This is a genomic window from Afipia sp. GW822-FHT03D08, from assembly GCF_058801645.1.
Genome location: NZ_JBXANK010000002.1, coordinates 256,803 through 279,844, shown reverse-complemented (window position 1 = coordinate 279,844; position 23,042 = coordinate 256,803). Strand labels below are relative to the sequence as shown.

The following is a 23,042-nucleotide window of genomic DNA, read 5'->3' as shown; positions in this document are numbered from 1 at the left end:
GTTCGCGATGCAATGTCGGTTGACCGGGATCGATCATGGCTGACAACGGAAAATTCGTGCTGGTCGCGGATACCGGCGACATCGCGCGCGCCGCGGAACTGCGCCGGGTCAAGATGCTCGCCACGCTCGTGCTCGTGGGCTGTGTCGTCGTGCTGATCATCGCCAAGGCGATGGAGCGCGTGCATCCGGGATTCGGATTTCTCGCAGCCTTCGCGGAGGCAGCGACGATCGGCGGGCTGGCGGATTGGTACGCCGTGGTGGCACTGTTCCGGCGTCCGCTGGGGCTGCCGATCCCGCACACCGCCATCATCCAGCAGAATCAGCACAGAATCGCTGACAAACTTGGCGAATTCATCGAGGTGCATTTTCTGAGCCCGGCGCCGGTCGACGCGAAGTTGCGTGAGGTCGATTTCGCATCCTTCATTTCAGCCTGGCTGACAGATCAGAAGAAAAGTTCGGATCTGGCGCGTTTCGTTCTGCGTCTGTTGCCGGAGGCGCTTGCGGCCGCGGAAACCTCGGGATTGAAGTCGTACTTCACACGCCGCATCGTGACGCAGCTTCAGTCTGTCGATCTCGCGCCATTGGCCGCGGGAACGCTCCGCGGCTTTATCGCCGAGGGACGCCACAAGGGCATGCTCGACGATCTGCTGCAGGCAATTCACGAGTCCATCAACAAGCCGGAGACGCTTGAACTGATCCGGGAGAAAATCCGCAACGAGCTTCCGACGCTGCTGAAGTTTTATCGCGCCGACAAGTTCCTGCTGAAGAGGGTTGCGGCGTCGGCCACATCGTTCTTTGAAGAAGTGCGCTCTGATCCGCAGCACCCGTTTCGCGGCGAGGTCGATCGCATCCTGCTGACACTCCCCGACAAGCTGGCGAACGACAAGACTTACGCAGATCGCATCGACGGATTGAAGCGCGACCTGCTGGCGCGTCCCGAGCTTGCTGCGCTGACGCGCGACATCTGGGCCAACATCAAGACATTCATTGACCGAAGCGCGAGCGGCGAGAGTAACGTGCTGCAGCATCATCTCGCCAACGTGTTCCTGGAGGCGGGCCGGCAACTCGCCGCCGACAGCGAAATGCGCGCAGAGATCAACGGTGGCATCGTTGCTGTGCTTCGCAGCTTCATCGCCGATCAGAAGAGCGGCGTGTCGCGTTTCATCGCCGATCAGGTCAAGTCGTGGGACATGAAGCAGTTGATCAACCTGATCGAGATCAACATCGGCAAAGATCTGCAATACATCCGATTCAATGGCGCGCTGATCGGAGGACTCGCAGGTGTTGCACTGCACACCGCGGAAGTGGTGATCAAAACGTTCTGATAGTCCACGCGAAAATTCAGCCTGTCGGCTATTTGCAACACTCGTTTCAAACGCGACGAGGGCGGCTTGAAATGCCGGAATTTGACCCATAGCTTGAACCAATGTGCGTTGATTGACGTGTTGTCCTGATTCGTTTCGCATTGGAGTTGATTTTGTCGCGCCGGCCGAAAGCCGGAAACGTACTGACGAAAAGGAAATCGAATGTCCGTTGCTACCCAGACGCTTCGCCCGCCATCCAGATTGCTGATGCTGATGGAGGCGCGCGCCATTAACGAATTCGGCGCCTTCCTCGGCGCGCTTCCCTTGCTCAGCCTCGCGCCCAAGGGTGATGGTCATCCCGTGCTGGTGCTGCCGGGATTGATCACCAGCGACAACGCGACGCGTCCGCTGCGCTCGTTCCTGAAGAGCCGCGGCTATGCCGTGAGCGGCTGGGGCCTTGGCCGCAACTTCGGTCCGCGCGCCGGTGTGCAGGACGCCATGATCAATCTCGTGCAGGATCTCAACGAGACGCACGGCCGCAAGGTCAGTCTTGTGGGATGGAGCCTCGGCGGAATCTATGCACGGCAGTTGTCGAAGATGATGCCGGACCGTGTGCGCTCGGTGATCACGCTCGGCAGCCCGTTCGCGGGGAATCCGCGGGCGACCAATGCGTGGCGCACTTATGAGACTGTCAGCGGCCGCCGCGCCGACCAGCACGATACGACCTTCGGCGGCGAGATGGCGAGGACACCGCCGGTGCCGACCACCGCGATCTTCAGCCGCACCGACGGCATTTGCGCGTGGCAAAGCTGCATCGAGCAGCCGGGCACGTATGCCGAGAACATCGAGGTGCAGGGCGCCAGCCATTGCGGCATGGGTCACCATCCGGCGATCGTTTATGCCGTCGCCGATCGTCTTGCGCAGGCGGAAGGCGAATGGAAGCCGTTCGATCGCAGCGGCTGGCGCAGCCTGGTTTATCCCGATCCGAGCCGCTGAACGGTTGATCTCGGCGGATATTCCCGTCCCGGGAACCGCCTCAGGGCGGTGTTCCGGGAGCATGCTTTTAGTCTCGCATAATCCTATCGGGTGCTGGCATTCATGCCAGGCGCGGATTATGTGGGCCTGGCTGGTGGGGGCCTGCGCACGTTGATGCGCGGCAACACGTCAGGAGGAGTGCTATGAAGCGCGTCTCTCTGATCGCCGCCCTGTCGCTGATCATTTTGTTTCCGTTCCCCGCGACGGCTGCCGACAACCACGCTGTTGTATCCCCTGATCAACTGAAATGGGCCCCGGCACCGCCGGCTTTCCCGAAGGGCGCACAGATGGCCGTGCTGAGCGGTGATCCGTCGAAGGAAGGGCTTTATGTTGTTAGGGTGAAGGTACCTGCCGGATACAAGGTGCCGCCGCATACACATCCTAACGATGAAAATGTCACCGTCATCTCCGGCACGTTCAACATTGGAATGGGTGGCACGTTCAACGATAAGAATGGCAGCGCTCTCAAGGCTGGAGGTTTTGCGTTCGCTCCGAAAGGCATGCAGCATTACGCGTGGTTCACCGAGGACTCCATCATCCAGTTGCACGGGATGGGGCCGCAGGGGATCATTTATGTCAATCCGGCCGATGATCCACGCAAAGGCAATTAGAATCTGAACGGAGCCGAGAGCCCTGGTCTCGGGTGATGCTTTCATAAATCGTCACGGCCGGGCATAGCCCTTGAAGAACGGCGTTCTAAGAACGCCGATGTTCCGGCCATTTTCTCGTCAGCCTTTCCCGCGCAGTTTGCCGACCACTCCCGTCGGGAAGAAGTACACGCTGGCGATGAACAGCAGACCGAGCCACAGCAGCCAGCGGTCGGGATGCAGCAGGGCAGGCAACACAGGAATGCCCGCACCGGCGGTCGCCTGCGAGGCCGCACCCATCAGCGCCTGAAGGTAGTTTTCAGCGAGAATGAAAATCGCCGCGCCGATGATCGCGCCGTACATCGTGCCCATGCCGCCGATCACCACCATCAGCAGAATGTCGATCATGATCGTGAAGGAGAGCGTCTCCGGTCCGGCATAGCGCAGCCACAACGCATTCAGCACGCCGGCGCAGGCGGCGACCAGAGCGGCAATCACGTTGGCCCAGGTCAGGTGAAACACCGTGCGATAGCCGAGCGCCTCGGCGCGGAAACGGTTTTCGCGCACCGCCTGCAACACGCGGCCGAACGGCGAGTTCACGATGCGCAGCAGCGTGAGGATCAGCGCAGCCGCGATCACGAAGACGATGTAGTAGGTCAGTATGCGTCCGTTGAATTCGAAGCCGAATACATCTTTCGGAATGATCACGGTGCCGGGACGCAGCAACTCCGGCAAACGGAAGCTGCGGCCATCATCGCCACCGGTCAGCCACGACAGTTGCGAGGCCAGCACCTGAAACGCTGACGCAACGGCCAGCGTGATCATGGCAAAGAAGATTGCCTGCACCCGCAGCGAGAACAGTCCGATACAAAGCGCGAGGAGCGCGGCCAGCGGCAGGCCAATGACAATGCCGGTGGCTACCGCCGACCACGTCGGCCCCATCGCGTAGAGCGCAATGGCGATGCCGTAGCTGCCGATGCCATAGAACATTGTATGCGCGAACGACACCGTGCCGGTGTAGCCGAGAAGCAGATCGTAGGACGCCACCAGCAGCGCGAAGATGCAGATCTTGGTGGCGACATTCATCGCCTTGGCGCCGGGAAACAGGAACGGAGCCAGCGCCAGCACCGTCACGATGACGATGAGCAGGAGAGAGAGAACGCGGCTGCGCGGCGGATCGCCGGAAAGGATCATCATCGATTTGTTACCGGATAGAGTCCGCGCGGCCGCCACATCAGGATTGCCACCATCAGCAGGATGTTCGAGATCAGCGCCAGCTTCGGCACCAGGAAGCCTCCATAGTTCGCGACCATGGCGACCAGGATCGCGCCGATGAAACATCCGCCGATAGAGCCGAGGCCGCCGATGATGATCACAATGAATATCAGCACCGTCAGTTCGCCGCCGATAGAGGCGTGAACTTCCTCGCGATAGAGCGCCCACATGATGCCTCCGAGGCCGGCCAGCGCGGAGCCTGTCATAAAGACGCCGAGAAAAAGCCGCTTGATGCGATAGCCCAGCGCCTCGACCATCTCGCGATTTTCGACACCGGCGCGGATCAGCAAGCCGATCTTTGTGCGGTTCAAGACCAGAAGCACAAGGCTGAACACCACCAGGCCGACGACCATCGCCAGCACGCGGTATTTGGCGATGGCAATGTCGCCGAGAATGAAGGACCCGCGCAGCGCCGAGGGTAGCGGCAGCGGAATGCGCTCCGGACCCCACAGCGCATAGAGAAGTTGTTCAGCTACGATGAGGCCGCCCATGGTGATCAAGATCTGCTTGAGATGGTTGCCGTAGACGGGAAGGATCAGCACCCGTTCGAACACGAGGCCGAGCGCGCCTGAGACCGCCATCGACAGCAGCGCGGCTGGGGCCAGCGCGAGCAGATTAAGCCACAGCGAGTCGGCCTGGACGTATCCGGCCATCGGCGCCAGCACCAGCGTCGCGACATAGGCGCCGACCGCGATGAATGCGCCGTGTCCGAAGTTCAGGACATCCATCAGGCCGAACACCAAAGTCAGCCCCGAGGCCATGATGAAAATCATCATGCCCATGGCGAGGCTCGCGATTGTCAGCGTCACCCAGGTCGAAGGCGAGCCGATCAGCGGGATCATGGCGAGGGCAAGTGCGATTGGCAGCAACAGCGGAATGAAATCGCGATTGGCTTGGGGCAGCGGTTCAACGGCAGCCGGTGGTGTCGTCGTGTCGGTCATTGATGCGCCTCGAGGCTGAGACCCAGCAGCTTTTCCTGCAACGAGGTATCCTTGGCGAGGTCGGCCATCGCGCCGCGATGCACGATCTTGCCGTTGTCCATCACCAGCACATTGTCGCCGACTTCCTGCGCCACGCGGAAATTCTGTTCCACCAGCAGGATGGTCGCGCCGCGCTTCTTCACTTCAGCGAGACATTCGATCAGGTTGACGACGATGGCGGGCGCAAGACCCTTGGTCGGCTCATCAATGAGGAGCAGCTTGCGTGGCTCGACGATGGCGCGGGCGATGGACAGCATCTGCTTCTGCCCGCCGGACAAAGATCCCGCGCGCGACAGCCAGAAGCGTTTCAGCGCCGGGAAGAATCCGAAAATCCATTGCAGCCGCGTGTCGTCGAGTGGACCTTCGCGCGCGGCGAGGATCAGGTTCTCCTTCACGGTCAGGTCCGAGAACACGGACATGGTTTCGGGCACGTAGCCGACGCCGAGGGTTGCGATGTCGGGCGTCAGTTTCTTTTCGGTGCGCTGGCCTGCGAGCGTGATTGTGCCGGAGGAGGGCGGTGATAGACCCATGATGGTGCGCAGTGTCGTGGTCTTGCCCGCGCCGTTGCGGCCGAGCAGCATGGTGATCTGGCCTTCCGGCACATTGAGATCGACGCCATGCAGGATGTGATACTGCGCGATGTGGGTGTGGACGCCGGTGAGAGTCAGCATGTCGCTCATGCCGCGGTCTCTTGTGCATGAATTGCGATGGTTGCGCTTACTGCAACCCTCCCCCTTGCGGGGAGGGGTCGGGGGTGGGGGGTATCACGAAGATTGCGCTTGTGGTTTACCCCCCACCCTAACCCTCCCCCGCAAGGGGGGAGGGAGCTGCGCTGAGTTGGTTGCGGGTGCATTGTGAAAGTCATGCCGCACTCTTTCCGGGCGCGATGCCCAGATAAGCTTCCTGCACGATCGGCGAGGCGATCACCTCGGCTGGCTTGCCGTCGGCGACCAGTTGTCCGTTGTGCAGGACGATGATGCGGTCGGCGAGGGAGCGCACCACGTCCATCTTGTGCTCGACCAGCAGGATGATCTTGCTGGTGTCCTGCTTCAGCCGCGCGATGAGATCCAGCACCACCGGCACTTCGTCCACGCTCATGCCCGCGGTCGGCTCGTCGAACATGAAGACTTTCGGCTCCAGCGCCATCATCAGCGCAACTTCAAGTTTGCGCTGGTCACCATGGGAGAGGGCCGCCGCTGCGACCGCGCGGCGGTTGCCGAGCGCGATGGAATCGAGGATCGCATCGGCGCGTTCGATCAGGTCACGGCGCTTCATCCACGGCCGCAGCATCTCGTAATGCACGCCGCTGGCCGCCTGCACGGCAAGGCGGACATTTTCCTCGACGCTCAGGTTCGGGAAAAGATTGGTGAGCTGAAACGCGCGGCCGAGCCCCTTGCGGGTGCGCAGGGGGGCAGTCAGGCGTGTGATGTTCTCGTCCGCAAGCAGTACTTCGCCGGCGGTCGGCCGTAACTGTCCCGAGATCAGATTGAAGTAGGTGGTCTTGCCGGCGCCGTTCGGTCCGACAATGGCGGTCAGTTCGCCGGGGCGAAATGTGCAACTCACCTTGTTGACGGCAACGTGGCCGCCGAAACGGATGGTCAGGTCGCGGGTCTCTAGGGTGAGGGGCATGTTTCGAGTCTCGTCGTTCGTCATTGCGAGGAGCGAAGCGACGAAGCAATCCAGCTTTTGAAGACTGGATTGCTTCACTTCGCTCGCAAGGACGACGTGCTTGTTACCGCTTGTTCTTGATCGGGATCTGCATGTCCTCGATCTTGAGCTCGCGGACCAGTTCGTTATCCGCCCAAGCGAGGTTCGGATCGACCTTGACGCGGAAGTGATACATGCTCTGCAGCGCCTGATGGTCTTCCTTGCGGAACATCATCTTGCCCTTCGGCGTATCGAATTCCATGCCTTCCATCGCCGCGATCAGCTTCTCGGTGTCGGTCGATTTCGCCTTCTGAACAGCGGTCACCGCAGCCATCGCCGCGGCGAAACCGCCCGCGGTGAAGAAGTCCGGCGGCGCGTTGAAGCGCTTCTGATGCTCGGCGACGAGCCAGTCGTTGATCGGGTTCTTCGGGATTGCGTAGTAGTAGTAAGTTGCGCCTTCGAGGCCCGGCAGGCGCTTGTAGGCAGCCAGCGCCGGGAGAATGTTGCCGCCGCTCGACAGTTCGATGTTGTAACGCTTCGGGTCCATGTCCTGGATCTTGGTCAGAGGATCGCCGCCGCCGGCCCAGATCACCCAGATGATCTTGCGGCCGGGCTTGTCCTTCAGCGCATCGAACAGGCGCTGGGCTGCCGCGGTGAAGTCGGTCGTAGCTGCCGGAACATATTCTTCCGCTGCCAATGTCGCGCCGGTCTTGCCGAGTGCTTCCTTGAACGCGGCGACGCCGTCCTTGCCGAACGCGTTGTCCTGACCGAGCGTGGCGACAGTGACGCCCTGCTTGCCGATAGCGACCGCGTTCGAGATCGCGTCCTGCGACGAGTTGCGGCCAGTGCGGAAGATGTAGCGATTCCACTTCTCGCCGGTGATGGCGTCGGCCACCGCCGGCTCGACGATCAGCACCTTCTTGTTTTCTTCGGCGATCGGCAGCATGGCCAGCGCCGCGCCAGAGGCGGTGGTGCCGATGGCGAGATCGACCTTGTCGTCCTGATAGGCTTCGGCCAGCGCCGCCTTGGCGAGGTCCGGCTTGCCCTGGTCGTCCTTGGTGATCAGGACGATCTTGCGGCCATCGACCGTCATCGTGTTCTTGGTGGCGTATTCCAGACCCATGCGCAGGCCGTTTTCGGTCTGCTTGGCATAGGCCTCCAGCGGTCCGGTCTTGCCGTAGATCAGCGCGATCTTGAGATCGTCGGCTGACGCCGGTGCTACTGCCAGCGCGGCGGCGACGCCCGCGAGAATTGCAATTTTACGCATTATTGTCCTCCCCGATTTTCCTCAGAGCGGACCATACATACACGGATCGGAATTACCAATTTTTTTGCGGAAATTTCCCTGCGGGCCGTAACCGACCGGCCGTGTGTCACAGCCATGACGCCGCTCAGTAATGGGGCGGCGGCTCGTTCGTGATGGGTGAGCCCGATTTGGCCTCGGCGTCATCAAGCCGCTCGCGCAGCGCCAGCATCTCCCGGCTCAGGGCGTCGATCTGCTTCCATTGCGCGGTAATGGTACTGTTCAGCGTCTCGATGGTTTCGTCGAGATACGCGATGCGGATTTCCAACGCGTCGATGCGCGTGGCGGGCGAGGTGGGCTCAGTCATCGGCTTGCTCGCTCATGTCGATCTCTGTCGCGTCGGTGTGATCCGCTCCATCCCCACGCAGGGCCTGACGCTCGCTCAGCCCGTGACCGAGCGCGATGCGCTGGTCGAACACGAAGCATTCGCCGCGCCACAGACTTTGCTCTTCGGGGATCTCCTCGAGATACTTCAGGATGCCGCCCTTGAGGTGATAGACCTCCTCGAAGCCTTGCGACAGCAAGTAGGAACTGGCCTTTTCGCAGCGGATGCCGCCGGTGCAGAACATCGCTATTTTCTTGTGCTTGCTGGAGTCGAGTGTGCGGCCGGCGAAATCGGGAAACTCGCCAAAGCGGGTGATCTTCGGATCGACCGCGCCTTCGAATGTGCCCATCTCGACTTCGAAGCCGTTGCGGGTGTCGAGCAGCAGCACATCGTCCTGCCTGATGAGCGCGTTCCAGTCGGCGGCATCGACGTAGATGCCGACCCGGGCGTTTGGATCGGTTTCCGGGTCGCCGAGCCTGACGATCTCCTTTTTCAGCCGGACCTTCATCCGGTTGAACGGCATCTCGCTCGCGCTGGAGAATTTCAGTTCCAGATTGTCGAGGCGGCCATTGAAAAGCGCGCCATTCTGCAACTGGTTCATCAAGGCATCGATGGAAGCCTCGCGGCCTGCGACGGTCCCGTTGATGCCCTCCGCCGCCAGCAGGATGATGCCCTTGATATCGAGCGCCACGCACATATTGCGCAGGGGCTCCCTGAGCGCCTCAAAATCCGGGAGCGCGACGAACTGATAAAATGCGGCGACCTTGTACGACATGGCGGGGGTTATATCGCACGAGGCCTAGCCCCAAAACCCGTATTCAACGTCAGGCCGGGCGGGAGCAGACGGCCGGGTTTTGCCGCATTTTGGGGCAAATTCTGGCCGACCGGCAGTGTCGTGTTCCGGCCAGGTTTGCGCCGAACCGGCGAGGTGTGTCGCAAAGGCTACTTAATGCTGCTTTATTTGGCGGGCATGCCCCATGACAGGGAAATCTGCTAGATAAAACGCTGGCTTACCTTCGAATCGGAACCGTCCCGTTGCATCAGATTTCAAAAGAGCCCGTTCACAGCGATCCCGCAAAAAAGAACTTCAGTATCGCGTTCGGCTTGGAACGGATCGGGCTGATTGCGCTGCGCGCGCCGCGCACGGCGGCGGTCGTCCTGCTTGCACTGTGCGTGATCGCGGTGTTCGGCATCCAGCGCATCAAGATCGACGATTCGCTGAGCCAGTTGTTCCGGTCCGATACGCCCGAATACAAGCAATATGAGGAAGTGACCAAGCGCTTCCCGTCCAGCGAATATGATGTGTTGGTCGTGGTGGAGGGCAAGTCGCTGCTGGAGCGCTCGTCCCTCGAAAAGCTGCGCGACCTGGTCACAGACCTGCAACTTGTGGACGGCACCCGCGGCATTATCTCGCTGTTCTCCGCCCGCCAGCCGCCCGAGGGCGGACGGCTGCCTGCGGCCCTGTTTCCTGAAACCCTGCCGGAAGGCGCGGCGTATGATGCCTTTATCAAGCGCGTAAAGGAAAACGAGGTCATCAAGGGCAAGCTGCTGTCTGAGGACGGCACGCTGGCGCTGATCGTGCTCGCGCTCGACCCGAAGATTGTCGGCAACAAGGGCCTCAACGCGACCATCGGCGAAGTTCGCAAGCTGATGAGCGAAGATCTCGCCGACACCGGTTTGAATAGCCAGTTGTCCGGCGTGCCGGTGATGCAGCTCGAAATCCGCAACGCGGTCGAGCGGGACGGCCTGACCTACAACATCGCGGGCATTCTGGCTGGTTGCATCATAGCGATCATCTTTTTCCGCCGCATCTCGTTCATGATCGTCGCGGCGTTTCCGCCGCTGCTGGCGATCCTGCTGTCGATCGGCACGCTGGGCTGGCTCGGTTTCAGCCTCAACATGTTCCTGAACGTGATGACGCCGCTCATTATGGTCATCAGTTTCGCCGACTCGATGCAGCTTACGTTCGCGGCTCGAGATCGTCTGATCGCGGGCGAGGATAAATACACCGCCTTTCGTAACGCCGTGCTGGTGGTCGGGCCAGCCTGCGTGCTGACCCACGGCACGGCGGCGTTGTCATTCCTTGCCTTGCAGTTTTCCGATTCCGACCTGATCCGCACCTTCGGCGAGGCCGGATTGATGGCGACCGTCATCGCACTGCTCGCGGTGTTGTCGCTGGTGCCGGTGTTTGGCGTTCTGCTGGTGCGCAAGGAGAACCTCCTCGCCACCAAGGTGAAGGGGGCGGACCGTGGCGTCGAAGCCCTGCGTGCGTTCTGCGCGTTTATCGCCAAGCGGATGGTCGGGCACCCCGGACTTTTCAGTCTGATTGCGCTGCTCGTGGTGCTCGGTCTCGGTATTATCTACGCGAGCCTTGAGCCGCGCTATCGTCTGGCCGATCAGGTGCCGGACAAGCAGCAGGCCGTTGAAGCCTCGAGCCGCCTTGATGCCAAGCTGACCGGCGCCAATCCGATCGATGTGCTGATCGAATTCCCGAAGGGCAAGTCGCTCTATGATCAGGATACGCTCGATACCATCGCAGCCGTTCACTCGATCATCGAGAAGCAGGCGGGTGTCGGCAACGTCTGGTCGATCGAGACGCTGCGGCGCTGGCTGGCGGAAAAAGCCGGCCGCTCTGACGTGGCGATCCTGAAAGAATATGTCGACCTGCTGCCGGCCTATCTGGTCAGGCGCTTTATTTCCGAGCAGCAGGACGCGGTCGTGGTGTCGGGACGCGTGCCTGATCTCGACTCCAGCCAGATCCTGCCGACGGTCGAGAAGCTCGATGCAGCGATGGGGACGGTCCGTCAGGCGCATCCAGGCTACAATATTGCGGTGACCGGCCTGTCCGCCATCGCCGCGCGCAACAGCGCCAGCATGATTGGAAAACTCAACCACGGTCTGACCATCGAGTTCATTCTGGTTGCGGCTTTTATCGGTCTGGCGTTCCGCTCGGTGGTGGTGATGTTCGCGAGCATCCTGCCCGGCATCTTCCCGGTTGTGCTCTCGGGCACGGTATTGTGGTTCATGGGCGAGGGGCTGCAGTTTGCAAGCGTGGTCGCGCTGACCGTGTCATTCGGCCTGGGATTGAGTGCGACAATTCATTTCCTCAACCGCTTGCGGCTGGAAGAGAAACCTGGCGTCGACGAGGCGCAGGCGGTCGAACGCGCCACGGTTCTGGTCGGCCCGGCCTTGATCCTGACCACGGTGGTGCTGGCCTGCGGTCTGGTGGTGACGGTGTTTTCCGATCTGCCGTCGCTGCGCCTGTTCGGATGGCTCAGCGCTTTCGCCATGATCGCGGCGTTGATCGCCGACCTTTTCATTTTGCGGCCGACGGCGATGTGGCTCATCAGCACCTCTGACCGCATCAAGGCGGCGTGGGGCAGGAAATAACCCCCGAGGCGTCTCTCGGCTTCAGTCAGCAAAAAGCCCGCCGACTCATCATCGGCGGGCTTTTGAGTATGAGATCCTAGTTGCTTCTCGACAGGCTGATAGTCACGCCGCGCAACTCGCCCTTCGAACTGATGTTGACCGACTGCTTGTTGCCGCGGGTCACGACGTTGAAGGTCGCTGCATAGCCGTTGGTCTGGACCAGTGCGGTAACCTGGCCATTTACAATACTTCCCTCGACGGTGCCGTTGACGCCGCGGCTGGCTTCGCTCCAAGAACCGGTAATGTTGCTGCCCCTGGCCAGGATATTGCTTGTGAGTTCGAACTTGTAGCTGTCGCTGGCGCAGCGCAGGACCTGACGAAGGTTGTTGCCGCTGTCGTCGACGGAGTAGGTGCCGCGGCAACGGATGCGCTCGGTACCGCCCTCGGCGATGGTGATCGTGCCGTTGCCGGACCAGTTGCCTGCATAATTGGCAAATGGCGCGGTTTCGGCATGCGCGAGCGCAGGAGCCATCAGGAAGGCTGCAGCCAGGGTAGCGCCGCGAAAACTACGAAAATCAAAACGCGAAGCGGGGAAAGACATCTCTAAACACCATCGTTGGCGGGCGATAAGTATTTGTCGCTCATATCACGCTTTGGTTCATTGGAAAACGTGGCGCAGTGCACCAAAACGAGAAAATCGCGATGACGGACTCCTTGTAAGTCTTGTGACATCGGCTCATTCGTCCATGACTGGACGCTTTCGGCCATTTCGCGCGCTGCAGCGCAATGATCGGATGTTTGGGATAATTCCTCCCCGGAGCGGTAGACAATCCCGTTTTTCGGACTTCTAATCCTCCCCAAGGCCGGCGGAAAAAAGCATGGCCATTTGGGAGGACGACGATGAAATTGACGAGACGTGAGTTTTCCGTGGGCGTTGGTGCCGTCCTTGCGGCGCCTGCCGTGATAAAAAGCGCCGGAGCGCAAGGCGCGACCATCAAGATCGGCATGGTGCTTCCCGTTACAGGATCAGCCGCAGAGCAAGGCAAGTTCGCACTGAACGGCGCCAAACTGGCGCTGGAGGCCGTCAACAAGGCCGGCGGCGTTCTCGGCAAGCAGGTCGAACTTGTCACCGAAGATGATCAGACCACCAATCCGGGTGTTGTGCTCGCATTCTCCAAGCTCGCTGCGCAGCAGGACATCGTCGCATTTCTCGGTTCGATCCGTTCGACGCAGGTGCATGCCATGGCGCCGGATGTGCTGAAACTCGGCAAGCCGATGGCGATCGGGGGAACCGATCCGAACCTGACTCACATGGGCAATAAGTGGCTGTTTCGCTTCCGTCCGAACGACAGTTATTCCGGCAGCGTGATCGCCGACTATGGCACCAACACCCTCGGCAAGAAAAAGTGGGCTGTGCTCCATTCCACCGACGCGTTCGGTACGGCCGGCGGCAAGGCGCTGACCGAAGGATTGAGCAAGCTCGGCATTACCCCGGTTCTTGACCAAGGCTATGCCAACCAAAGCCAGGACTTTACCCCGGTGGTGCTGGCGATCAAGCAATCCGGCGCGGATGTTCTCGGCTCCTACTTCACGTTCGAGAACGATCTCGGCATCTTCGCGCGTCAGTTGCGCCAGCTTGGCGTCAACATCCCGTGGGTGGGATCGCCGTCGATCGTCGGCGTGTCATCGACAAGACTAGCGGGCGCCTCGCTCTTTGGAACCTACGGGGTCGCGGATTACGCGGAAGATTCAAGTCCTACAGCCAAGGCTTACGGCAAGGCTTACCGCGATGCCTACAAGCTCGCGCCGGACAATCAGAGCGCATGGACCTATGACGCTGTTACCGTGCTCGCAAAGGCGATGAACACGGCAAAGTCCACCGAGCCGGAGAAGGTTCGCACTGCGATCCTGGCGATCAAGGGATTCGAAGGCGCGGAAGGTCAATACAACTTCGATGAAAACGGGGATGGCCTTCACGGCTACAACATCGTGAAGAACGACAAGGGCAACATCGTCTTCGAGAAGCATATCGAAGCGAAGCGATAGGCCGCCCTTCGTCATTGCGAGGAGCGCAGCGACGAAGCAATCCAGCTTCTTTTGTAGTTCTGGATTGCTTCGCTTCGCTCGCAATGACGAGACCAAGACCATTCACCTCCGTCTCTCGGGTAGAGTGTCTCATGGATCAGATTCTTCAATTGCTCTTTACGGGCATCGGCATCGGCTCCGTCTATGCGCTCGTCGCGCTCGGTTTCGTGCTGATCTTCCGCGCGACCAATGTCGTGAACTTCGCGCAGGGCGAGTTCTCGATGGTGGCGGCGTTTCTGATGGTTGTGTTCGCGGTCGACCTGCAATGGCCTTACTGGCTGTCGTTCCTGATCTCGCTCGCCGGCATGGCGCTGTTCGGCGTGATCTTCAATCTCGGGGTGTATTATCCGCTGCGCCACCGCACCTTTCTGCCGGTCATCATCGCCACCATCGGCGCATCGATCTTTCTGGCGAATTCGGTGCTGGCGATCTACGGACCCGCGCCGCAGGTGTTGGAAGGCTGGTTCGAGACGCCGGGCATCCAGTTGGGGCCGGTCTATCTCGACAGCCAGTATCTGCTGATTATCGCGGTCACCATCGCGCTTGTGATTCTGAATTACTGGTTCTTCGAGCACACGATGCTCGGCAAGAAGCTACAGGCGACGTCGCAGGACAAGGAAATGGCGTCGCTGCTCGGTATCTCCGTGTCGAGCATGATCATGATCACCTTCATCTATTCCGCGGTCCTGGGTGGACTGGCCGGCATCCTTGTCGCGCCCATCCTGTTCGTCTCGATCCAGATGGGGGCGACAATCGCGCTGAAGGCTTTCGCAGCCACCATTATCGGCGGCTTTGGCGATGTCACGGGCGCAATCATCGGCGGTGTCGCACTCGGCATCATTGAGACCTTCGGTGCAGCCTATGTGTCGGTTCCGTACAAGGATGCGTTCGCATTCCTCGTGCTGATCGCGTTCCTGGTCTTCCGTCCGCAAGGCATCTTCGGCGAACGCGTGGCGGAAAAAGCATGAGCATGCCGAGCCAGAACATACCTGTCACCGCGACCCTGCGCTCGACGCCGCTTGTGCTCCGACATCTGCCGTACTTCCTCCTCGCTGCGGTTGCCGTGTTCGCCGCGGCGACCATGAACTTCGATGGTTACGTCCTCAATATTCTGATGCAGGCGGCGACGTTTGCCATCGCGGTATTCGGTCTGACGGTCGTGCTCGGGTTGTGCGGACAGATCAATCTGGCACAGGCGGCGTTCTTCGGATTGGGCGCCTATGCCGTCGGATTGGGCACGGCTGATTACCAGATCAATTTCTGGATTTGCCTTGTGGCCGGTTCGCTACTGGCGCTGGCGGCCGGAGCATTGCTCGGCATGAGCACGCTCAAGCTCGGCGGTCATTACCTCGCCATGGTCACGATCTCGTTCCAGCAGATCGTCACGCTGGTCATGATCAATGCGATCTGGCTCACGCGCGGCCCCGACGGCATCTCGAAGATCGGGCGGCCGGCGCTGTTCCAGTCGCAGCAGTCGTTTCTGGCGTTCTGCGTCGCGGCGCTCGCAGTGATCGGCTATATCGTTTGGCATCTACCGGACACACGGATCGGCCGCGCCATGCGCGCGGTACGTGACAATGAACTTGCTGCTGGCGTCGCGGGCATCGACATCTTCCGCACCAAGGTGGCGGCGTTTGCGCTCTCCGCACTGCTTGGCGGAATCGGCGGCGGACTGTTCGCGGGTGGCTTCTCTTATGTCAGCCCGGACCAGTTCTCGTTCGCAGAGTCGATTGTCTTTCTCACCATGGCGCTGCTGGGCGGTGTCGGATCCCCGATCGGCGCCGTGATCGGCACCGGCTTGCTGATCCTGATTCCGGAATGGCTGCGCTTTCTGAAGAACATCCCGGGGCTGTATCTTGCGATCTACGGGCTGTTCGTCATCCTCATCGTGCGCTTCATGCCGGACGGCATCTGGGGCTTCGTGCAGGACGTCATCACGAGGTGGCGGGCGAAAGCCGCGCCTCATATCGCAAGTCCCGCGCTACAACTCGCGCCGGCCAAGACCGGCGGCGATATGGTGCTTGAGGTGACGGGCCTGTCCAAACACTTCGGGGGTCTCAAGGCCGTCGATAAGGTGGATATTTCCGTGCGCCGTGGCAGCGTCCATGCGCTGATCGGACCGAATGGCTCGGGCAAGACGACCACACTCAACATGCTGTCGGGCCTCTACAAGACGACTGCCGGCAGGATCGTGCTCGACGGTACCGACGTCACCGATATGCCCGCGCACCAGCGTACCGCTGCGGGGCTGGGGCGCACCTTCCAGAATATCCGGCTGTTCCGTTCGATGAGCGCGCTGGAGAACGTGGTGATAGGCGCGGAGCGTCCGGGCAATACGTTGATCGGCAAGGGCGGTCAGGACGCGTTGACCCAGCGCGCGATGTCTGCGCTGACATTTGTCGGTCTCGGCGGGCGTGCCAATGAGCTGGTGTCTAGTTTCTCCTATGGTCACCAGCGCCTGATCGAAATCGCCCGCGCGCTGGCAGGAAATCCGACACTGTTGTTGCTGGACGAACCGGCGGCAGGCCTGAACTCGAGCGAGAAGGTCGAATTGCATGACCTGCTCAAGCGGATCGCGGCTCAGGGGCTCACCATTCTGATTATCGATCACGACATGACGCTGGTACGCGAGGCGGCGCAGCACATCACCGTGCTCAACTTCGGCAAGCGGATCGCCGATGGCGAGTCGCTGGCGGTATTGCAGCATCCCGATGTCATCTCTGCTTATCTCGGGACGGAGTGAATCATGGCGCTGCTCGAGATCAACGACCTTATAGTCCTCTACGGCGAAATCGAAGCGTTGCGCGGTGTTTCGCTTAAGGTGGAGCAGGGGCAGGTAGTGACGCTGCTCGGCTCCAACGGGGCGGGCAAGTCCACCACGCTGCGTGCGATATCAGGCCTCGCCAAGCCGGCGGCCGGAGAAATCCTGTTCGACGGCAAGTCGATTGTGGGCCTCGGACCGGAAGCCATTGTGCGTCTCGGTATTTCGCACGTTCCGGAGGGGCGGCGGGTGTTTCCCGGCCTCACCGTGAAAGAAAACATCATGCTTGGCGCGTCGAACCGCAAGGTCGCAAAGGCTCAGCTTTCGCGCGAAGCCGATGCGATGTTCGATCTGTTTCCGGATATTCGTGCGTTCTCCGACAAACTCGGCTGGACGCTGTCAGGCGGTCAGTTGCAAATGGTCGCGGTCGCGCGCGGACTGATGGCCAAGCCGCGTCTCCTGCTGCTGGATGAGCCGTCGCTCGGCCTTGCGCCGGTGATCGTGCAGGCGGTGTTTCGCATCATCGCCGAAATCCGCAAGGAAACGACTGTTTTACTTGTCGAGCAGAATGCGCGAATGGGATTGTCCGTTGCAGATCATGGCTACGTGCTGGAAACGGGCCGCCTTGCTCTGGGCGGCAAACCCGACGAACTGTGGAGCAACGAAGCAATCAGAGCCGCTTACCTAGGCGGCCATACCAAGGCAACTGTCTAAATGGTCACTATAAACTCCCAGAAGCTCATCGGCTTCGTCTCCGAGATTTTTTCCCGCGCCGGCTCGTCAAAGGCGGAGGCGGATCGCATCGCCACTTATCTTACGACGGCAAACCTCACCGGCCATGACAGCCACGGCGTCATCCGCGTGCCAAAATATGTCGCCTGGGTGCAGGACGGCTCCATCATCCCTGACCAGAAGATCAAGATCGACGTCGACACGCCATCGCTGGCGGTGATCGACGGCGGCTTCGGCTATGGACAGACGGTCACACCGCAGGCGGTGAAGATCGGCATCGAGAAGTGCAAGGCGAATGGCGTCGCGGTGATGACGCTGAAAAATTCCGGACATCTCGGCCGGGTCGGCGATTGGGCCGAAATGGCGGCGGCGGAAGGATTGATCTCGATCTTTTTCGTCAACGCCGCAGGATCGGTGCTCGTTGCGCCTTATGGCGGCGTCGGCCGCAAACTCTCGACCGCGCCCTATTGCGTCGGCATTCCGCGTCCGGAGCAGGGGCCGGTGGTGCTGGATTTTGCGACCTCCATTGTCGCCGAAGGCAAGGTGATGGTCGCGAGCCGAGGCGGCAAGAAGCTGCCGAAAGGCGCGTTGGTCGATGAAAACGGTGCGCTTACCGAGGACCCGCATGTTCTTTACGGGCCCTATGACGCCGAAGGGCCAAGAAATCATGCCCTTGGGACAGGCGCGATCCGCGCGTTCGGCGAGCACAAGGGTTCAGGTCTCGCGTTGATGTGCGAATTGTTAGGAGGCGCGCTGACCGGGAACGGGGCGACCAAGACAGACCGGCGCTTCTCCAACGGCATGCTTGCGATCTTCATCGACCCCAAGGTCGTCGATCCTGCGCATTTCTTCGACGGCGAGGTCGCCCGCTACATCGCCTACTTCAAGGACAGCAAGCTCGCGCAGGGCCACGAAGCGGTGCTGATTCCGGGCGAGCCGGAAGCGGCGACGCGGGCCGAACGCACAAAGAATGGCGTCCCGCTGACCGACGAGACCTGGAATTCCATCGCGGCTACGGCCCGGTCCCTCGGAATCGGCGAAGACGCCATTGCCAACGCAACCGGGTAGGTCGAGGATCGGGTTTAGCCGGAGGGCAGCTCATGCATGACCCGCGCCCAAACCAAGCGACAACAATCAAAACAGAAACGGGAAACGATCGAATGGCAAACAAGGTCAAGGAAATCTGGGCTGCGGGCAAGGTGGTCGTCAACGGCTGGCTTGCCATCCCCTCAGGTTTTTCAGCCGAGGTGATGGCGCAATGCGGTTTCGACAGCGTCACCGTCGATATGCAGCATGGCGTGCAGGATTATCAGTCAATGATCCAGTGCTTCCAGGCGATGCAGGCGCATCCGGTCACGCCGATGGTTCGCGTGCCGTGGAACGAGCCCGGCATTATCGGCAAGGTGCTGGATGGCGGCGCTTACGGCGTTATCTGTCCGATGATCAACACGAAAGAGGAAGCCGAGCGCTTCGTGCAGTATGCGAAGTATCCGCCACGCGGCACTCGCAGCAACGGTCCGATCCGCGCCATGATGTATGGCTCCGCCGGCACCTATCAGCAGACTGCGAATGAAGAGACGCTCTGCATTCCGATGATCGAGACCAAGACTGCGATCGAAAACCTCGAAGCGATCCTTGATGTGAAGGGCATAGCGGGTGTCTATATCGGTCCGTCAGATCTCGGCTTCTCCTACGGCTTGCATCCGACACTGGATCGGACCGAGCCGGAGATCATCAAGATCTATGAGCGGATCGTGAAGGAATGCGACAAACGCGGCATCTTTCCCGGAATCCATTGCAGCGGTGCGGCGGGCGCGGCACTCGCCATCGAGCGCGGTTTCAAGCTCGTCACGATCATGAACGATAGCGGGCTGCTGGCCATGTCTGCGAAGAGTCACATCGCCGAGACGCGGAAAAATTCCGGCGGCAAGGCTTAACGAGCGCAGGCATGCGTGCGCGTCATTGCGAGGAGCGTAGCGACGAAGCAATCCAGTCTCTTTAAAGGGTGGATTGCTTCGCTTCGCTCGCAATGACGAGACGAGATTTGCGCGAAGTGAACCGAAAGCCAGAGCCAAACAAGGATAACAGCCATGGCCCCGACACCCGTGATCCGCCTGCATTCCGATGACAGCGTGGTGATCGCGCGGACGGCGCTGCTGCCGGGCGCCGAGATCGCGCAGGGTGTTGCTGCGACGGAACGCATTCCCGCAGGTCACAAGGTTGCGGTGAAGCCGATTGCGGTCGGAGAGCCCGTCAAGCGCTACGGCCAGATCATCGGTTTCGCCATCGTTCCGATCGCGCCGGGACAGCATGTCCATGTGCAGAATATCGGCATGGGGGAGTTTTCCAAGGACTATGCCTACGGTGTCGACGTCAAGCCGACGCCAAACTTCGATCTGCCTGCGACATTTCAGGGCATTCGCCGTCCGGACGGGCGCGTGGCGACGCGCAATTACATTGGCATTCTCACTTCGGTGAATTGCAGCGCGCATGTCGCTGGCCTGGTCGCTGACGTGTTCAAGAAAAATCCGTTCACCGGTCACGATCCGCTCGCCGATTATCCCAATGTGGATGGCGTCGTCGCGCTGACCCACAAGACCGGCTGCGGCATGACGCAGCTTGAGCCGCTGACGGTTCTACGGCGAACACTCGGCGGTTATGCACGCCATGTGAATTTCTCGCATGTGATCATTCTCGGTCTCGGCTGCGAGATGAATCAGATCGGCGGATTTCTCGAGGAGCAGCGGCTGGCGGGCCGTCTGCGGTCGCTGGACATCCAGGATGTTGGTGGATCGCGCAAGACGGTCGAGAAGGCTGTCGCATTTGTGCGCGAAGTTCTCGCGGAATCGAACAACATCAAGCGCGAACCGTGTCCGGCGAGCGAGTTGATGGTCGCGCTTCAATGCGGCGGTTCAGATGGCTACTCCGGCGTGTCGGCCAATCCGGCGCTCGGCGCGGCCAGCGATCTGCTGGTGCGCCACGGTGGCTCGGTGATCCTGTCCGAAACACCCGAGACCTATGGTGCGGAACATCTTCTGACGCGCCGCGCGGTCAGTCCCGAGGTAGGCGAGAAGCTTGTCGCCTTGATGCGGTGGTGGGAGGACTACACCCAGCGCAACGGCGCGGAGATGGATTCCAATCCCAGCCCCGGCAACAAGGCGGGCGGCCTCACGACGATCCTGGAGAAATCGCTTGGCGCGATGGCCAAGGCCGGCAGCACCAACCTTGTCGACGTGGTTGGCTATGCCGAGCCAGTCACCAAGAAGGGCTTCACCTTTATGGATACGCCAGGCTTCGATCCGGTGGCTGCGACCGGGCAGGTCGCGGGCGGTGCCAATCTGGTGTGTTTCACCACGGGGCGCGGCAGCGTGTTCGGCTGCAAACCATCGCCGTCGATCAAGCTCGCGACCAACACGCCGATGTTCCGCCGCATGGAAGAGGACATGGATGTGAACTGCGGAACCATTCTGGACGGCGACGAAACCGTGCAGCAATGCGGCCAGCGTATTTTCGAGCTGATCCTGCGAGTGGCCTCCGGAGAACAGACCAAGAGCGAAGCGTTCGATTTCGGCGCTGCGGAATTTGCGCCGTGGGTATTAGGCGCTACGATGTAGCCATCGACCGCGGGGATTCTGGACATGCCGGCCGTTGAACGCATTGACCCAAAGACGATCTTCTCTGCCGAGGAATGGGCGCGGCTGACCGCGCGCGATTCATGGCGCGGCATGTGGCTGGTCGTGCATTGCTGGGGCACCATCGCCGCTGCCGTCGCCCTCGTGACCCTCTGGCCGAACCCGTTCACCTGGCTGCTCGCGGTGATGATCGTCGGCACGCGGCAGCTTGGGCTGGCGATCCTGATGCACGAGGCCGCACATGGCGGGCTGCACACAAACCAGAAGATCAACGAGTTCGTCGGAAACTGGATTTGTGCCGTGCCGGTCGCGCGACGCTGGCAGGCTATCGCACTTACCATCTCAAGCATCATCGGTTCACGCAGCAGCCGGAAGATCCCGACCTCGGGCTTTCCGCGCCGTTTCCGATCTCGAAGGACAGCTTCTATCGGAAGGCGTTCCGCGATCTCACAGGGCAAACCTTCATCAAGCAGCGCAGGCCATCGTTCAAGGCGCTGTTCGCGCGGCATGATCCGGTGCTGACGGACGCGATGCGCGATGAGGAGACTGAGAACTTCCTGACCAGCGGCCGGATCGCCATGCAGCGGTTTCTCGCCGTCAACGCGCTGCTGTTCGGCCTGTTCTGGCTTGCCGGCGCAGGCATTTGGTTCTTCGGCGTCTGGATCGTTGCGATGGCGACGTGGTTTCCGCTGGTGACGCGGGTGCGCAACATCGCCGAGCATGCCTGCACTTCGACCGGTCCCGATCCGTTCAGCCATGCGCGCACGACCCATGCAAACATCATCGAGCGCGCACTGATCGCACCTTATTGGGTGAACTATCACGCCGAGCACCATCTGTTCATGTATCTGCCGTGCTACCGGCTGGAAGAAGCGCACCGCTTGCTGACCGAGAAGGGCCTGATCCAGCGGGTTGACGTCGCTGCTGGCTATCTCGACGTCCTGCGCCTTGCGACGTCGCGCGCGCGGCCTGCTTCCGCAGCATGACCGCCGCACGGATCACAATCGCTCTCGTCGCATCGCTGTTTGCCACCACGCTCGCGCAGGCGCAGGAATGGCCGACGCGGCCGATTACGCTGGTGGTTCCGTTCGCGGCGGGTGGTACAGCCGATCTGGTCGCGCGGCCGATCGCGCAAGGGCTGACAGAAAAGCTTGGCCAATCCGTCGTGGTGGAGAACAAGGCCGGTGCGGGAGGCACGCTCGCAGCCGGCATCGTCGCGAAATCGCCGCCCGACGGCTACACGGTATTCTTCTCGACCATCGCGCATACGATCGCGCCGAGCCTTTACAAAGCATTACCGTATGACTTCGAGAAGGATCTTGAGCCAGTTACGATTGCTGCGAAGGTGCCGAACATCCTGATCGTCAATCCCTCGGTGCCAGCGAAAACCGTCAGTGAACTGATTGCCTGGATCAAGGCGAATCCCGGCAAGGTGAATTTCGGCTCGGCGGGACTTGGCAGCACCGAGCATATGTCCGGCGAGATGTTTCGCGCGAGCCTCGGCGTCGACATCGTGCATGTTCCCTATAAGGGCGGCGCGCCGATGATGACCGATTTGATCGCCGGCCAGATCCAGATGGCGATCGAGACCAGCGGATCGGCACGGCCACATATCCAGAGCGGCACCGTCCGGGCACTGGCGGTGAGCACGCTTGCGCGTTCTCCTTACTTCCCGGAGCTTCCGACGCTCGATGAAGCGGGGCTCAAGGGTTATGAGATCACGACCTGGTACGGCGTCTTGTTGCCGAAGGGGACGCCAATTGCCATTCGCGACAAGCTTTACGCGGCCATCGTCGATGTCCTGAAACAGCCGCTGATCGCCGACCGCCTCAAGGATCTGGCGGCGGAGCCGGGCGGGCAGCCGCCTGCGGAGTTTACTAAATTTATCGCATCAGAGACCGCGAAATGGCGCAAGGTCGCCAAGGACGCAGACCTCAAGGTCGAATGACACTGCCTTTGCCATCCATCCCGAAATGTTCTTAAGTGCCCATCGCATAAGGACGGGAA

Annotated in this window: 21 protein-coding genes; 13 read left to right on the top strand and 8 right to left on the bottom strand. The window is 60.8% G+C overall.

Annotated features, from left to right (window positions below):
• Window positions 1-35: 35 nt before the first annotated feature.
• The 3 genes from AC1RM7_RS16350 (at window position 36) to AC1RM7_RS16340 (ending at window position 2,950) form a co-directional block, all read left to right on the top strand.
• Complete coding sequence (locus AC1RM7_RS16350) at window positions 36-1,325, top strand: DUF445 domain-containing protein (protein ID WP_024920614.1); 1,290 nt, start codon at window positions 36-38, stop codon at window positions 1,323-1,325.
• A 201-nt stretch (window positions 1,326-1,526) separates the two neighbouring features.
• Entirely contained in the window at window positions 1,527-2,300 is a 774-nt protein-coding gene (locus AC1RM7_RS16345) for an esterase/lipase family protein (protein ID WP_024920613.1), read from the top strand.
• A gap of 182 nt (window positions 2,301-2,482) precedes the next feature.
• Entirely contained in the window at window positions 2,483-2,950 is a 468-nt protein-coding gene (locus AC1RM7_RS16340; protein ID WP_024920612.1) for a cupin domain-containing protein, read from the top strand.
• Window positions 2,951-3,067: 117 nt separating this feature from the next.
• Here AC1RM7_RS16340 and AC1RM7_RS16335 read toward each other — a convergent pair whose 3' ends face one another.
• The 7 genes from AC1RM7_RS16335 to trhO all read right to left on the bottom strand — a co-directional run bounded on the left by AC1RM7_RS16335 (window position 3,068) and on the right by trhO (window position 9,231).
• A complete protein-coding gene (locus tag AC1RM7_RS16335) occupies window positions 3,068-4,123 on the bottom strand; it encodes a branched-chain amino acid ABC transporter permease (RefSeq protein WP_024920611.1) in 1,056 nt (351 codons plus the stop codon).
• Entirely contained in the window at window positions 4,120-5,142 is a 1,023-nt protein-coding gene (locus AC1RM7_RS16330) for a branched-chain amino acid ABC transporter permease (protein WP_024920610.1), read from the bottom strand. Before AC1RM7_RS16330 ends, AC1RM7_RS16335 begins: the two co-directional genes overlap by 4 nt.
• Window positions 5,139-5,861 carry an ABC transporter ATP-binding protein gene (locus AC1RM7_RS16325; RefSeq protein WP_024920609.1) on the bottom strand — a complete coding sequence of 241 codons (723 nt, stop codon included), beginning with the start codon at window positions 5,859-5,861 and terminating at the stop codon, window positions 5,139-5,141. The genes AC1RM7_RS16330 and AC1RM7_RS16325 overlap by 4 nt, the downstream gene beginning before the upstream one ends.
• A gap of 181 nt (window positions 5,862-6,042) precedes the next feature.
• The gene (locus tag AC1RM7_RS16320) at window positions 6,043-6,810 is read right to left on the bottom strand and encodes an ABC transporter ATP-binding protein (RefSeq protein ID WP_006019723.1); all 768 of its coding nucleotides are present in this window, start codon (window positions 6,808-6,810) and stop codon (window positions 6,043-6,045) included.
• 103 nt (window positions 6,811-6,913) lie between these two features.
• Window positions 6,914-8,095, bottom strand: a complete 1,182-nt coding sequence (locus tag AC1RM7_RS16315; protein WP_006019724.1) for a substrate-binding domain-containing protein — start codon at window positions 8,093-8,095, stop codon at window positions 6,914-6,916.
• A gap of 124 nt (window positions 8,096-8,219) precedes the next feature.
• Window positions 8,220-8,438, bottom strand: coding sequence for a SlyX family protein (locus tag AC1RM7_RS16310; RefSeq protein WP_006019725.1), 219 nt, complete (start codon window positions 8,436-8,438; stop codon window positions 8,220-8,222).
• Window positions 8,431-9,231 (bottom strand): oxygen-dependent tRNA uridine(34) hydroxylase TrhO, encoded by an 801-nt coding sequence (trhO, locus tag AC1RM7_RS16305; RefSeq protein WP_024920608.1) that lies wholly within the window; start codon window positions 9,229-9,231, stop codon window positions 8,431-8,433. The genes AC1RM7_RS16310 and trhO overlap by 8 nt, the downstream gene beginning before the upstream one ends.
• A gap of 260 nt (window positions 9,232-9,491) precedes the next feature.
• On the opposite strand from trhO, the gene AC1RM7_RS16300 reads away from it, so the two are divergent.
• Window positions 9,492-11,846, top strand: a complete 2,355-nt coding sequence (locus AC1RM7_RS16300; RefSeq protein ID WP_024920607.1) for an efflux RND transporter permease subunit — start codon at window positions 9,492-9,494, stop codon at window positions 11,844-11,846.
• A 76-nt stretch (window positions 11,847-11,922) separates the two neighbouring features.
• On the opposite strand, the gene AC1RM7_RS16295 is transcribed toward AC1RM7_RS16300, so the two are convergent.
• Complete coding sequence (locus tag AC1RM7_RS16295; RefSeq protein WP_006019728.1) at window positions 11,923-12,426, bottom strand: hypothetical protein; 504 nt, start codon at window positions 12,424-12,426, stop codon at window positions 11,923-11,925.
• Window positions 12,427-12,725: 299 nt separating this feature from the next.
• Here AC1RM7_RS16295 and AC1RM7_RS16290 point away from each other — a divergent pair, with 299 nt between their 5' ends.
• From AC1RM7_RS16290 to AC1RM7_RS16250, 9 genes are all read left to right on the top strand, one after another.
• The gene (locus AC1RM7_RS16290; protein ID WP_006019729.1) at window positions 12,726-13,871 is read left to right on the top strand and encodes an ABC transporter substrate-binding protein; all 1,146 of its coding nucleotides are present in this window, start codon (window positions 12,726-12,728) and stop codon (window positions 13,869-13,871) included.
• Between the two features lie 131 nt (window positions 13,872-14,002).
• Complete coding sequence (locus AC1RM7_RS16285) at window positions 14,003-14,878, top strand: branched-chain amino acid ABC transporter permease (RefSeq protein WP_006019730.1); 876 nt, start codon at window positions 14,003-14,005, stop codon at window positions 14,876-14,878.
• Window positions 14,875-16,653 carry a branched-chain amino acid ABC transporter ATP-binding protein/permease gene (locus AC1RM7_RS16280; protein ID WP_024920606.1) on the top strand — a complete coding sequence of 593 codons (1,779 nt, stop codon included), beginning with the start codon at window positions 14,875-14,877 and terminating at the stop codon, window positions 16,651-16,653. The genes AC1RM7_RS16285 and AC1RM7_RS16280 overlap by 4 nt, the downstream gene beginning before the upstream one ends.
• A gap of 3 nt (window positions 16,654-16,656) precedes the next feature.
• Window positions 16,657-17,385: an ABC transporter ATP-binding protein gene (locus tag AC1RM7_RS16275; RefSeq protein ID WP_006019732.1), complete on the top strand. Its 729-nt coding sequence runs from the start codon at window positions 16,657-16,659 to the stop codon at window positions 17,383-17,385.
• The gene (locus tag AC1RM7_RS16270; protein ID WP_024920605.1) at window positions 17,386-18,471 is read left to right on the top strand and encodes a malate/lactate/ureidoglycolate dehydrogenase; all 1,086 of its coding nucleotides are present in this window, start codon (window positions 17,386-17,388) and stop codon (window positions 18,469-18,471) included.
• A gap of 92 nt (window positions 18,472-18,563) precedes the next feature.
• Window positions 18,564-19,340, top strand: a complete 777-nt coding sequence (locus AC1RM7_RS16265) for an HpcH/HpaI aldolase family protein (protein WP_041711320.1) — start codon at window positions 18,564-18,566, stop codon at window positions 19,338-19,340.
• Window positions 19,341-19,493: 153 nt separating this feature from the next.
• Window positions 19,494-21,017, top strand: coding sequence for a UxaA family hydrolase (locus tag AC1RM7_RS16260; RefSeq protein WP_024920603.1), 1,524 nt, complete (start codon window positions 19,494-19,496; stop codon window positions 21,015-21,017).
• 311 nt (window positions 21,018-21,328) lie between these two features.
• The gene (locus AC1RM7_RS16255; RefSeq protein ID WP_244434477.1) at window positions 21,329-22,021 is read left to right on the top strand and encodes a fatty acid desaturase; all 693 of its coding nucleotides are present in this window, start codon (window positions 21,329-21,331) and stop codon (window positions 22,019-22,021) included.
• Window positions 22,018-22,983: a Bug family tripartite tricarboxylate transporter substrate binding protein gene (locus AC1RM7_RS16250; protein WP_006019737.1), complete on the top strand. Its 966-nt coding sequence runs from the start codon at window positions 22,018-22,020 to the stop codon at window positions 22,981-22,983. The genes AC1RM7_RS16255 and AC1RM7_RS16250 overlap by 4 nt, the downstream gene beginning before the upstream one ends.
• The last annotated feature ends 59 nt before the right edge of the window (window positions 22,984-23,042 follow it).